The 13,493-nt window shown below is 44.5% G+C and carries 11 protein-coding genes; 4 read left to right on the top strand and 7 right to left on the bottom strand.

The annotated features are described in order from the left end of the window. Positions 1 to 51: 51 nt before the first annotated feature. Entirely contained in the window at positions 52 to 1,812 is a 1,761-nt protein-coding gene (locus MSG33_RS08800) for a sigma-54-dependent Fis family transcriptional regulator (protein WP_248380681.1), read from the top strand. Between the two features lie 60 nt (positions 1,813 to 1,872). Here MSG33_RS08800 and MSG33_RS08795 read toward each other — a convergent pair whose 3' ends face one another. Next, complete coding sequence (locus tag MSG33_RS08795) at positions 1,873 to 2,010, bottom strand: hypothetical protein (RefSeq protein WP_005464410.1); 138 nt, start codon at positions 2,008 to 2,010, stop codon at positions 1,873 to 1,875. 575 nt (positions 2,011 to 2,585) lie between these two features. On the opposite strand from MSG33_RS08795, the gene MSG33_RS08790 reads away from it, so the two are divergent. Further along, on the top strand, positions 2,586 to 2,789 hold the full coding sequence (locus MSG33_RS08790; RefSeq protein ID WP_005464314.1) for a hypothetical protein: 204 nt from the start codon (positions 2,586 to 2,588) through the stop codon (positions 2,787 to 2,789). Between the two features lie 10 nt (positions 2,790 to 2,799). Here MSG33_RS08790 and MSG33_RS08785 read toward each other — a convergent pair whose 3' ends face one another. The 4 genes from MSG33_RS08785 to zwf form a co-directional block, all read right to left on the bottom strand. Further along, positions 2,800 to 3,327, bottom strand: a complete 528-nt coding sequence (locus MSG33_RS08785; RefSeq protein WP_225461723.1) for a hypothetical protein — start codon at positions 3,325 to 3,327, stop codon at positions 2,800 to 2,802. A 231-nt stretch (positions 3,328 to 3,558) separates the two neighbouring features. Beyond that, on the bottom strand, positions 3,559 to 5,007 hold the full coding sequence (gnd, locus tag MSG33_RS08780) for a decarboxylating NADP(+)-dependent phosphogluconate dehydrogenase (protein WP_005397369.1): 1,449 nt from the start codon (positions 5,005 to 5,007) through the stop codon (positions 3,559 to 3,561). Between the two features lie 37 nt (positions 5,008 to 5,044). Next, on the bottom strand, positions 5,045 to 5,761 hold the full coding sequence (gene pgl / locus MSG33_RS08775) for a 6-phosphogluconolactonase (RefSeq protein WP_152814862.1): 717 nt from the start codon (positions 5,759 to 5,761) through the stop codon (positions 5,045 to 5,047). Continuing rightward, a complete protein-coding gene (gene zwf / locus MSG33_RS08770; protein WP_005397367.1) occupies positions 5,758 to 7,260 on the bottom strand; it encodes a glucose-6-phosphate dehydrogenase in 1,503 nt (500 codons plus the stop codon). Before zwf ends, pgl begins: the two co-directional genes overlap by 4 nt. A gap of 539 nt (positions 7,261 to 7,799) precedes the next feature. On the opposite strand from zwf, the gene MSG33_RS08765 reads away from it, so the two are divergent. Together MSG33_RS08765 and MSG33_RS08760 are read left to right on the top strand one after the other, a co-directional pair. Continuing rightward, positions 7,800 to 8,732 (top strand): AraC family transcriptional regulator, encoded by a 933-nt coding sequence (locus MSG33_RS08765; RefSeq protein ID WP_248380679.1) that lies wholly within the window; start codon positions 7,800 to 7,802, stop codon positions 8,730 to 8,732. A 118-nt stretch (positions 8,733 to 8,850) separates the two neighbouring features. Beyond that, positions 8,851 to 10,986 (top strand): TonB-dependent siderophore receptor, encoded by a 2,136-nt coding sequence (locus MSG33_RS08760; RefSeq protein ID WP_248380677.1) that lies wholly within the window; start codon positions 8,851 to 8,853, stop codon positions 10,984 to 10,986. A 77-nt stretch (positions 10,987 to 11,063) separates the two neighbouring features. On the opposite strand, the gene MSG33_RS08755 is transcribed toward MSG33_RS08760, so the two are convergent. Further along, positions 11,064 to 11,750 (bottom strand): response regulator, encoded by a 687-nt coding sequence (locus MSG33_RS08755; protein WP_006741509.1) that lies wholly within the window; start codon positions 11,748 to 11,750, stop codon positions 11,064 to 11,066. Further along, positions 11,747 to 13,366 carry a sensor histidine kinase gene (locus tag MSG33_RS08750; protein ID WP_248380675.1) on the bottom strand — a complete coding sequence of 540 codons (1,620 nt, stop codon included), beginning with the start codon at positions 13,364 to 13,366 and terminating at the stop codon, positions 11,747 to 11,749. The genes MSG33_RS08755 and MSG33_RS08750 overlap by 4 nt, the downstream gene beginning before the upstream one ends. Positions 13,367 to 13,493: the final 127 nt, after the last annotated feature.

Raw genomic sequence — 13,493 nt, 5'->3', positions numbered from 1 at the left:
GTTCAAGTGTTCCAAAATGGCACACCCTCACTGTGACAAAATGGTACAGTCATGGAACTTCAACACATTAGCGATAACAATTGGCTTTCAACTTCATGGATCCGAAGTGAACAGGCGGGTTTAAAACAGCGTCGACGCCCTGAAGATATTCGAGTGACACCAGCGACACTTCAAGATAGGCGTCACCAACTCAACTTCTTATTGGAAACCGTCACCCAGTTTGCTCTCCCGCTGTTTAATCAGCTTTTTGCTCATAGTGACAGCCGCTTAATTCTGACGGATGCCGACGGCGTCATCATCGGCAGTTGGGGACAACCTAAGTTCCGCGAGAAGTTGACCGAAATTGCGCTAAGCTCTGGTGCGTGCTGGCAAGAAAAGGTCAAAGGCACCAACGCGATTGGGACTGCGATAGTTGAAGCAAAACCGGTCTCAGTCATCGGCGATCAACACTTCATCCAACATCATCGTTTTATTAGCTGCTCGGCCAATCCTATTTTCGATCATCTTGGTCATTTGATTGGTGTGCTAGATATCACCAGCGAACAAAAGAAACATGATTTCTCAACGCAAGTGCTGGTACAAAACATGGTTCAGCAAGTTGAAAATCAATTGCTTAACTTGATTCCACAAGGGCATATTCGTGTGGATTTGGCGTGTGAAAAAGGCTTACTAAACAGTGGATGGCAAGGCATTATCATCGCTAATGAAGATGGACAGATTCTCGCGCACAACCAAGTTGCTTCTCAGCTCCTCGCGCAACAAAACGTCATCGGGCAATCGCTCGACGACATTCTTTCTATCCAAAGTGCCGACCATCCTTTCGTGTTCAAAACAAAGCCGTTGACCAACAAAAAAGTGAAGTCTCGTTCCGTTACCGCTTCCAATGATCTGCATTACGGCGATTCTACTGTCGAACATTGCTGGCAACAAGCCAATCGCGTTATCGATAAAGACATCAGCTTACTGATTCTCGGAGAAACTGGGGTTGGTAAAAATGAGTTTGTGAAAGCGCTACATAAAAACAGCCAGAGAAAAACGGGGCCGTTGGTTTCCGTCAACTGTGGCGCACTACCGAAAGATTTGGTTGAGTCCGAATTGTTTGGCTACGTAGCTGGTGCATTTACTGGCGCAAACAGCAAAGGCTATCAGGGAAAAATTCGCCAAGCACACAAAGGGATTTTGTTTCTGGATGAAATCGCAGATTTACCCTTGGAAGCTCAAAGCCGTTTACTGCATGTATTGCAAGATAAAACCGTGCTTCCTGTGGGTTCAAACCAAAGTGTTCAAGTCGATACGCAAATCATTGCGGCCACACATAAAGATCTCGAGAACTTGGTTAGCGAAGGATTGTTCCGTCAAGACTTATACTATCGCCTCAATGGTTTGATCATCGAATTGCCTCGCTTCGAAGAGCGAGATGATAAGCAACAACTGATCGAGAATATTCATCGACGTCACGCTGAATCTGAACAACAACTCTGTCCTCACCTATTTTCTCTGCTGCTTTCTTACTCTTGGCCAGGAAACTTGCGTGAACTCGATAGTTTAATCAAAGTATCCGCGTTAATGGCGCAAGGTGAAGAAACGTTAGAGCTCGCTCACGTACCGACTCACTTGAGTAAGAAACTCAGCCAAGCTCAAGACGTAACAACCTCTGCCGAACCCACGTTAGAACTGCGTGCAACCGTCGAAGACAAACTGCTCAAAACATATCAAGCCAATCAGGGGAACATCAGCAAAACATCTCGCATGCTTGGCGTCAGTCGAAATACGATTTATAGAAAGCTGAAAAGCCTCGGCATATTGGGTTAATCCATAACCTCAGATACAAAAAGAGCACCTTTGCGGTGCTCTTTCTATTTGAAACCTAGCTTACAGGCCGCCTTGTTGTTGAGCCTGTTTTACTAATGCCTGACGTTGAGTTTCCTTCTCAGAGATCACTTGGTTGTCCTTGTGTATTTCCTGATCCAATTCTGCCGGAATGAAAACAAAGTACTTGTTAAGAGTCATCTTAGAACCTCAATTTGTTGTGTTAATCACCTTCTTGGTCAACGTAAACAACACCAGAAAAACACTTTTTACTGGATCCTTGTTGCTGGTTTCAAAAAATAGAAGATGTTCATTTATTAAACATCCTCCATGTGGGCGCTAATTATAGGCGTAGTTCAAAGGCTTACCTAGCACTCTTTTTCGCCTTTCTTGCAACCTTAGTTTCATTCTCAAATCTGATGCAATCACACATATTCAATAAAGTATTGTTAAGCAAAGAAAAGTGATTTTCATCGTGACTGATAATGAGGATGAGCTTCCCGGAATTATTGACTTGCAATTACGCCTAGTAAACTCGAAGGCTGCAATAATAGCGTTAAAAGGCCTTAATCCGCACAGCAAAAACTTTGAAGTGATAGACAAATGCATTCATATATTTGTAAATCCGTTTATGGATTTGTCTACCAGTTCAATATTTCACCTTTTTTGAGAAATCTTTAGCCGATTTTTTGTGTGAAACGCCAAAAAAGAACAGACAATCAAAGCGTGGTATATGACCACACTTGTCTATCCCCACTCAGCTTTGGGAGGCGTTTATGAAAAGTAACAAACTTGGCCATGTGATGTCTTTCAGCAGAATGTTTTCCTTCATTGCGTTTTTGACGGCTACATTCGCATGGATTCTTAGCATGTATGCCCTATTTACTGTTTCTGTAGTGGCTCTTGTGGTCAGCGCAATTCTCTACCTCAAAGACAGGTTTTATCAAAACAAGAAAACGACCACAGAAAAGAGCGCCTAGACGCTCTTTTCTATTGAATGTAATTTTCCTGTGACTTGATATAGTTATCAATCCGTTCGAGTTCGTGAAAATAGCCATACACCGCAATGCGATTAATCTCAGCATCCAAGCAAAGCCTCTCATCTTTCACCATAGCTTCAATCGACATCCCACTGGACGCGATTGTGAAAGGTGGGCACGCTGAGTAACCATTATTTTCTGCAATATACCTCAATCGCCCAAATTCCAAAATTTGAACTGGAATAGCAACGATAAGGGACAAGACAACTGTTATGGTTATCACTTTAATCGGCACTTTGACTAACTGTGTCATTCGATCAAATAAAATATAAACCAATAATGTAGGACACAAGAGTAAGCTTGCGATACTTAAAACATATGACGCATCAATGTAGACCACTTGAAAGCCACTACTGAGCTGAAGCGGTAGAGATTCGAAAGCGAAATGATGATAAAGGCGATAAATGGAGTAAATGATCAGTAATATGAAAATAAGCAACACGAAAGCTGTGTGAAATGGATGCTTCTGTTGTGTCATTTCTATTACCTTGAGCTTGTAGTTGAGGAGATGCAAGAGAGCGGCTTAGCTTCATCTTCGAAAAGAAATATTAAACTGCTAGCAAAAGCATGCTCTCCCATTTCTGAGAAGTGCGTGACGAATCAACGTTTAATGTAACTTACAAATCTACCAATATATCAATATCTTACGGACACAAAAAAGGATGCCACTTGGGCACCCTTTTGCTTTTATCCGTTTACTGACTGCGGATTAAACGTCGTAAGTTGTAGACGCTGTGTCGCCGCCTGTACCAGTCCAGTTCGTGTGGAAGAATTCACCACGCTCACGGTCGATACGCTCGTAAGTGTGAGCACCGAAGTAGTCACGTTGAGCTTGCAGTAGGTTCGCAGGTAGACGAGCTGTTGTGTAACCGTCTAGGAACGTTAGTGCAGAAGTCGTACATGGCATTGGGATGCCTGCTTCTAGAGACTTAGCCGCCACTTTACGCCATGCTACTAGGCTGTTTTGTAGGATACCTTTGAAGTAATCATCAGAGCCTAGGAATGCTAGTTCTGGATTCGCTTCGTATGCATCACGGATGTTGCCTAGGAACGCGCTGCGGATGATACAACCACCACGCCACATAAGAGCAACGTTACCGTAGTTTAGGTCCCAGCCATTCTCGTTTGATGCTTCGCGCATTAGCATAAAGCCTTGAGCGTAAGAGATGATCTTAGACGCTAGAAGCGCTTGACGTAGTGCGTCAACCCACTCTTGCTTGTCACCTTCTACTGGCGTGATTGTCTTACCGAACAGTTTCTCAGCTTCAACACGTTGATCTTTTAGTGCAGATAGGCAACGAGAGAATACTGACTCAGAGATAAGCGTTAGTGGAATACCTAGGTCTAGTGCGTTGATACCCGTCCATTTACCTGTACCTTTTTGGCCAGCAGTGTCTAGGATTTTTTCAACTAGAGGTTCACCATCTTCGTCTTTGTAGCCAAGGATGTCAGCCGTGATTTCAACTAGGTAGCTGTTTAGCTCAGTGTTGTTCCACTCAGCGAATACCGCTTGCATTTCATCTGCAGACATACCAAGGCCGTCTTTCATGAACTGGTAAGCTTCAGTGATCAGCTGCATGTCGCCGTATTCGATGCCGTTGTGAACCATCTTAACGAAGTGACCTGCACCATCGTTACCAACCCAATCACAACAAGGCTCGCCAGCGTCAGTTTTCGCAGAAATACCTTGGAAGATAGGCTTAACCGCTTCCCAAGCTTCTGGAGCGCCGCCAGGCATGATAGATGGGCCAAAACGTGCACCTTCTTCACCACCAGATACACCTGTACCGATGAAGTGGATACCTTTTTCGCGTAGTGCTGCAACGCGACGGTTTGTATCTGGGTAGTTCGTGTTACCACCGTCGATGATGATGTCGCCCTTATCTAGTAGAGGGACTAGCGCGTCGATGAATTTATCGACAACGTCACCTGCGCGAACCATTAGCATCACTTTACGTGGCGTTTCTAGCTTCTCTACTAGTTCTTCTAGAGAGTATGCACCGATGATGTTCGTGCCTTTCGCTGGTCCTTCCAGAAACTCGTCTACTTTGGCAGCAGTACGGTTGTGAGCGACCACTTTAAAACCGTGGTCGTTCATGTTTAGGATAAGGTTTTGACCCATTACCGCTAGGCCAATTACACCGATATCACCTTTCATTGTTTCTCTCCAATTTTGTTTCATTGACGAGCAGCGTTTAAGCAATTTTTGCTGCTGCGTCCAAATCTAAATACCATTCCGTCAGGCCAGATTTCGCTTGAATCTTAGCCGCTGGGTATGGCAGTGCGTGTGCAGGTGAACTGTTGATCTCTTCAACGATGTCCGCTTTTCCTGCACCCAGCACTAAGTAACTGATGCGTTTTGCTGCTTCTAAAACGCGTGCCGTTTTTGACACACGAAGCTGGCCTGACTCAGGATGAGGCGCCACAAGAGATAGATTCGCATCATCATAATTGGTTTGGCCAGGGAACAGAGAAGCGGTGTGACCATCTGCACCAACACCTAATAAGATCCAGTCAAACACAGGGGTTCCGTTTTCAGTCGGAATCACCTCTGACATCTCTTTCGCAAAGCGTTCCGCTTCCACTTTAGGGTCATCTTCACCGCGTATACGGTGGATGTTTTCTGTTGGAATGTTTACTTGGCTAAACAGTAGCGCGTTCGCTTCTCCGTAGTTGCTTTCCGCATCGTCAGGTGCGACACAACGTTCGTCACCCCACCAGAAGTGGAGATTTTGCCACTGAATAGAGGTTGCGTAAGCCTCTGAAGCCAACAGTTTGAACAGCATTTTAGGAGTGCTGCCGCCAGAAAGAGAGATGTGAACAGGTCGGCCCATTTCGCTGAACGCTTTCATGTCGTTAGCTAGGCTTTCAACTACCTGCTCTGCTGTTTGGTAGATCTTATGGTTGATCATAGTTCACAGTAATCCGTATCTGTTAAGTTTTTACATGGGAAGCGCCAAGCGCGACCATCACGCTGTAGCAGGTCGTCTGACTCTTTAGGACCCCATGTGCCGCATGCGTACCCGAAGAGGGATTGTGGATCTTGTTTAAAATCTAAAATTGGCTGTACGTACTGCCAACACGCTTCCACCGCATCACTACGTGCAAATAGCGTAGCATCACCATTCAAAGCATCAAGTAGAAGACGCTCATACGCAGTTAGCATTTGCGTTTCTTGTAGGTCAGCGTAATGGAAGTTCATTTTCACTTCTTTCGCTTCAAAACCTGCGCCTGGCTCTTTCAAGCCAAAGCTCATTTGAATGCCTTCGTCTGGCTGAATGCGAATGATCAGCTTGTTTTCTGGTGCGTTTTGACCAAACACTGGGTGCGGTGTTTGTTTAAAGTGGATAACCACTTCAGTCACGCGTGTTGGAAGACGCTTACCAGTACGCACGTAGAATGGCACGCCATTCCAACGCCAGTTGTTAATGTATGCTTTCAAACCGATGTAAGTTTCGGTACGTGAGTCGTCTGCAACCCCCGGCTCTTCACGGTAGCCACGTAGACTTTGTCCACGAACTTCAGAAGCGGTGTATTGACCTAATACTAGATCGTTACGCAGAGCGTTTTCGTCCAAAGGTTTTAGACACTGGAGTACTTTAACGACTTCATCACGCATCGAATCTGCATTGATCTGTGCAGGTGGCTCCATACCCACCATCGCCAATACTTGTAGCAGGTGGTTTTGGAACATATCGCGCACGGCACCCGAGTTGTCGTAGTAACCACCACGCTCCTCTACGCCGAGGAATTCTGCTCCCGTGATTTCAACATAATCAATGAAGTTACGGTTCCAAAGCGGCTCAAACATCGCGTTTGAGAAACGAAGTACAAGAAGGTTTTGTACCGTCTCTTTACCTAAGTAATGGTCAATTCGGTAGATTTGATGCTCTTGGAAGTGCTCGTGAATTTCTTTATCCAGAATACGCGCTGATTCAAGGTCATAACCGAATGGTTTCTCAATAATCAGGCGTTTCCAACCATCTTCTTCTTTGTTTAGGCCGTGTGCTGCAAGACTTGCAGGAATCACACTGTATAAACTTGGTGGGGTTGCTAAGTAGAAAAGCGTATTGCGCTGATCGAAACGATATTCGTCAGCAAGTTGGTCTAAACGAGAAGATAGCTTACTGTAATCTTGTGTGTCAGAAGTATTGATAGCTTGGTAGTGCAGATGGTTAATAAATGCATCAAGCGTTTCTGGCTCAGTCTTTTCCATTTCCTGAAGCGATTTTTTCAGCTTCGCGCGGTAAGACTCATCACTGTATTCAGTACGACTTACACCCAGAATGGCAAAATTTTCTGGAAGCTGCTTGTTCGCATAGAGGTGGTATAAAGCAGGAATGAGCTTACGATATGTAAGGTCACCTGAAGCACCAAAAATAACGATGCTGCTGTTTTCTGGTATTACCATCATCTTTCCCTTAAAAACGAGGTACTTATTGTGTGCCCGGATACGGCTAAAGGATGAGCCAACCCTATCAATGGCACCTCAAAATAGAAAATTGGTCTTACCTATTACGTTGATAGGTAAAGTCTATAGGCCCAAAGAACCTCAAGAAGTAGCACTCCCAAATCTTTTGGAAACACGACGTATTAAGGTCATTTAGGTCACTTATGTCTCAAAAGTACACACTGTACTCGCTGGAGGAGAGTCCGACACGGTGCAGTATTGTCTACGACTATTTGATTTACATCAACACTTGCCAGTGCAAACGTTTAAATAAGTTACACAAAACATCATAAATATTTGTATTTTATGGATAAAAAAAGTTGCACTAACGTAAGACAAAAATTAAGCAAAAACTCTAATATGGACAATCCTTACCCACCCTTGCAATCCATTACAATTTTATTGTGATCTATGTAGCCTGAATTTTATCCTCTCACTCTATTGATAATGATACTCAATTAAAGATAATGAGGATACTATTAATGCGAAAGTAGAACGCCATGAAACCAGGCACAAAGAATCTGCACCCGATAAACCGAATACACTCTGTGCTTGATTACATTCACAACAATCTAGATATCGCACTTAGTGTGGATGAAATCTCGAAAGCAAGCTGCTGGTCACGTTGGCAACTGCAACGCGTTTTCCAGCAACACACTGGCGTATCCGTCGCTCACTATATTAGAGAGCTAAAACTAAGCCTTGCGGCTGAACGCTTAATCCATACATCAGATCGCTCGTTAGATATTGCGATAGAAATGGGGTTTGCGTCTGAACATGCATTTAGTCGAGCGTTCAAAAATATGTTTTCAAAGAGTCCTCGAGACTATCGTAAAGCTCAGCAACTAACGGGCTTGAGGCAACCTTTAACGTTGCGCGATACACCAGAAGACGAAAATAGACATAAGTGCTTTATCGAAGTCCGAATAGAAACAAAACCTGCTTTTGTGCTTGCTGGTTATCATGAACCTATTTATGGATTGTTTTCCGCAACGCCCAACTTCCAATCCAAGGTGCCCTCGCTGTGGTCACAGCTCTACTCATCTGAAAACCATACTCACCTGGAAAGAAACTATCTTGGTGTGATTGACGTAACAAAAGCGTATTCAAGCAACCAGCAACTCGAGTATTGGGCAGGTTATGAGTACAACTCAGCGTCAAAAACTTCAATATCCAAAGTCTCTACGCAAGAACCAGATCTTCTGGTTGTTCCTAAGCAAACCTACGCAGTGATTACGCACATAGGTAAAGCATCAAATCTAGCGGCGACGCTTGAGTGGTTCATTTTGCACTGGCTCCCCTATTCCAATTATCACGGTATTGATGGCTACGAGTTAGAAGTTTATCCAGAAGACTATGATGTTGAGAGCGAGAATGCCCAAATGCATTACTGGATACCTGTTAAACCGAACGAAGCCATGTCCATTAGATAGAAGCCTAAGCACTTAGGTTCTGGCTTTGCACCAAATTGTTAACTTTTCCTATTTCTTTCGCTATAGAATGCAAACAACAATCATTATCAACAAATAAAAAGTAGTGGAATTAATAAATATGGAAAGTCCGAATCGATTTCATCGTTCTGCGGTTGCAGTCGTGGTATCCGCGCTTATTGCTGGTCACGCCAGTGCCACTGAGAGCACTTCTCAGCACGAAACTATCACAGTACTTGGCGAAACATACCGAAACACCGCAACTAAAACCGTTTTAGAACCGGAAGAAACGCCGCAAGCGATCACGGTAATCACTAAAGATGACATGGACCTGCGCGGCGTAAACTCAGTGAGCGAAGCATTGCGTTACGCGCCTGGCGTAAATACAGAGCTGCGTGGCGGTGCCGTTTCCCGACTTGACCTATTCAATATTCGTGGTTTTATTAACTACACCAACTTTTATGATGGTCTTCCTTTGCTGTACAACGGCTGGAACCTTCAACCTCAGGTCGATTCCGTTGCCCTTGAACAAATCGAGGTTTTTAAAGGGCCAACGTCTGTTCTTTACGGCAATATTCCACCAGGAGGCATGGTCAATATTATCGCCAAGGCGCCTCAGTCAACACCTTCGCACTATGTCTCGATTAGTACTGGGACTAACAGCCTAAAAGAACTGACGTTCGACACCACAGGACAAATTGGTGATTCTAATGTTGATTACCGTATTATCGGCCTCGCAAAACAGCGAGATGGTCAAGCCGATACGTCTGAAGACGAACGTTATGTCCTCGCTCCATCTTTCAATTGGCAAGCGACAGAAAGCACCTTAGTCAACGTGAATGTTTACTATCAAAATGATCCATCAGCAGGTATCTACACGACCGTGCCAGCGTCTGGCTCAGTGATTGACAACCCACTTGGCTCGATGTCACCAAGCACTTATTTGGGGGATGAGGACTGGAACACTTACGAACGCGAAGTTCTGATGATGGGTTACAAAGTCCAACACGACTTTAACAACAATTGGAAATTTCTACAGAATGCCCGCTACATGACCGCCGATGCCTATCAGGAAAACACATATAACGGTGCACTTGAAGCGGATAACCTTACCGTTGGTCGAAATGCTTATTTAACCGATGAAAAGTCCAAATCCTTTGTGATTGACAACCAACTATCTGGCTACGTTAAAACAGGAAATTTTGAACATAACTTATTGTTCGGACTTGATTATCAGTATCTAGATTCAGATGTAAAATACAAAGACACGCTTGGGTATTCGCTAACTCAGGACATTTTTAATCCTGACCACAACAGCATTGATCGTAATGCACTGAATTTCCAATACAAACAAAACTTAGATATCAAAACGAAGCAGATTGGCGTTTATTTGCAAGATCAAGTTCGTTACGACCAACTTGTAATGATTGCGGGTCTTCGTTGGGATAAATACGATTCAAATACAGACGCCGTGAGCGATTACCTAGGAGCAATATCCAACAGCAAGGAAGAGTTAGACGACACCAACGTATCTTTCCGAGTCGGCGGTTTGTATGAGCTCGACTTCGGCTTATCCCCATACCTTACTTACTCCGAGAGTTTTGAGCCAATTGCGGGTGCAGATGCCACAGGCAAAGCGTTTGAACCATCAACCGGGCATCAGTGGGAACTCGGTTTTAAATACGCGCCATTGTCTGGCGATATTTCGGGTAATTTAGCGTTCTTCCATATTACGAAGAAAAACGCGATCTTGACCGATCCGAATAATCCTTATGCACCGAACTATCAAGCGGGCGAAGTGGTATCACAGGGTGTTGAACTAGAGGCAAAGTGGCAAGCCACAACACAAGCTGATTTCACTCTAGGCTACACGTATACCGATATGGAGATTACCGAGGACAGTTATTACAACCAAGAAGGTAAAACGCCAGTTTGGGTACCTGAGCAAACGGCCTCTTTATGGGCCAATTACTTCTTTGAAGGAAATCTTTCAGGCCTTCGTACCAGTGCTGGCGTTCGCTATGTCGGAGAAGCACAAATTGATGCTCAAAACAGCGAAAAAGTGCCTGACTACACCTTGTTTGATTTGGCAGCAAGTTACTATTTCTCAACAGTATCTGAATCAATGAAAGGGGCTAGCGTCACCCTTTCAGCAAGCAATCTATTCGATAAAGAATACTATTCTTGTTACGACAAAAATAACTGTTGGTTTGGCGCTGAGCGCTCTATTGAAGCGAAATTAGAATATAATTTCTAACTCCTTAGCGCGAAAAAGCGATGGTTTGTTTAAAACAAGCCATCGCTTTCATTTCGTATTTAGCATCAAAACCTACGTTACCGTATCACTTTCTTATAGCACCTTTCAGGCCTACCTACCGACCCATAGTTTAAATCAGCCTCTAGTTCACCAGTGCTGATCAGATACTCCAAATAGCGCCTTGCCGTTGTTCGGCTAGCACCGATCTTTTCGCCTGCCTCATCAGCGGTAAGCACACTACCATTTGGGAACAACTCTCTGATCTTATCTAAGGTTACACCATCAATCCCTTTCGGTAATCGGTTCGGCAAGTTGTCTTGATTGGCGTGAGACTGCAGCATTTTATCAACGAGGTTCTGATCCAAACTCTCTGCGATGTCTAGTTGTTGGCGTTGGGACACATACTTTTTCAGTGCGGCATCTAAGCGTGGAAACATCACTGGTTTGAGTAGGTAATCAACGACTCCCCCTCTCATTGCCTGTTGTAGCGTATCGACATCCCTTGCCGCGGTAATCAAAATGACATCACACGTTTGGTTGTTCGCACGTAATGTATTGAGTATCTCAAGCCCTGTTCCATCAGGAAGGTATACATCCATCAACAAGAGGTCTGGCTTAAGAATATCGAGTTGCATTTCCGCTTCCATTCTCGTGGTCGCAATGCCGACCACTTCCAAACCTGCCAATTGGCTTAAGTATTTGTGGTGCAGCTCAGCAATAGCCAGATCATCTTCAATGATCATTACGCGAGTCGCCATACTCATAATTGTTCTTCCTTGGGTAAATACACCGTTATTCTTGTTCCATAATTTGTGTTGGGCATCATCTCAACATGGCCGTGATATCGAGTAGCCAACTGGTTGACAAGATGCAATCCTACCCCCCGATTTTGACGAGATTTCGTCGACACCCCTTTTTTAAATAGCGCCTGCGGCTCTATATCGCTTGGTAAACCACAGCCTTGATCTATCACCTCAAGTATCACTTCATTTCCGTAATCGCTCACTGACACATCGATATTTCTGCGCTCCGATGCGACATTCGATTCATCACGAATCGAGGTTAACGTTGCGTCGAAAGCGTTATCAATTAAGTTGCCCAGAATGGTGACAAGGTCTTCCGAATTTAGCCACTCAGGCAGAGGCTCCAAACGACTGCCTTCTTCAACCACCAGCTGTAAGCCTAACTCGCGAGCACGTTCTGTTTTTCCAAGCAACATACCAGCAATTAACGGGTCTTTAACGGTGTCTCTTAAAAATTCGATCATCGCTTGATAGTGTGCGGTTTCTTGCCCAATTAACTTTTGTACGGCATCCAGCTCACCCATCTGAACTAACCCGCTAATGGTGTTTAGCTTATTTCGATGCTCATGGGTTTGCGAACGTAATAAATCTGCATATTCTTTGGTTTGTGATAACTGCTCGGTTAGGTCATTGATTTCATCCCTTAAACGGAAACTCGATACTGCCCCCACTATTTTTCCATCCACATAAATTGGCGAACGGTTTGCGATCAGACGTTTATGATTAAGGAATATCTCAATATCATGATCTTCCTGTCCGGTTTCTAGCACCGTATATAAGTCACTATCGCGTAACGTCTCAGTCAACGGTTTATTAAGAGCTGCCTCTCTATCAATACCGAGAATCTGACAGGCGCTACGATTGATCGAGCGAAGTATCCCTTGGGCATCAATACTTAACACGCCCTCTTTAATGGTACTCATCGTCACTTCTAATTCGCCGTACAACCGCCCTATCTCTTCAGGCTCGAACCCCAAAATGGCGCGCTGAAACTTTCTCGACGCATAATTGGATACGATGGCATTAGCGACAACAACTACGATGACCATGAAGATCAAAAAAGCCAAAAATGGCTCGATGCGGTCTTGCAGCCGGTCGAGCAAATAGCCAACCGAAACCACACCAATGATGTTCCCTTGCTCGTCAAAAATCGCAGCTTTACCACGAACTGAATAACCTAACGACCCCTGAGCTGTCGAGACATAAGACAACCCCTGCTCTAGCGCTCGACGATTGTCGCCACCTCTCATTGGCTTACCCAACCGCTCATCAACGGGGTGGATTAAGCGCACTCCCTCGTGATCGCCAATAACGATGAATGCAGCACCGATGGCTTCGGTTAATTCTCGGAAACGAAGTTGGTATGGCTGGGGATTTTGGGTTACGACCATTTCGCGAACAACGGCGGAGTCTGCTAAAAAACGGGCAACACCCTGTGCTTTTTCTCCCATTTCTTGCTCTTGATTGATTTTGAGATAAGTGAATCCTGCAGCGACAAGTAATAGAAGTTCTATCAACCCCGACAGCGTCATAATAATGAGCATTCGCTTACGAAAGCTGATCGTTTTCCAACTCATTGATACATCCTTATGATTCACTCCCAAGCGATTACGTTAACACTCAGTTAACAGCATGGCTTTGTTGCGGTGATAAATCTGTGAGGAAGGCAAGCAAACCGCAGAGTTTACGGTTAATTAATCGACG

Origin of the sequence: Vibrio sp. 1CM7H (genome assembly GCF_023161645.1) — a bacterium.
GTDB lineage: Bacteria > Pseudomonadota > Gammaproteobacteria > Enterobacterales > Vibrionaceae > Vibrio > Vibrio diabolicus.
Note: the sequence above shows the minus strand (reverse complement) of the source record. Positions and strands in the feature narration are given on the sequence as shown.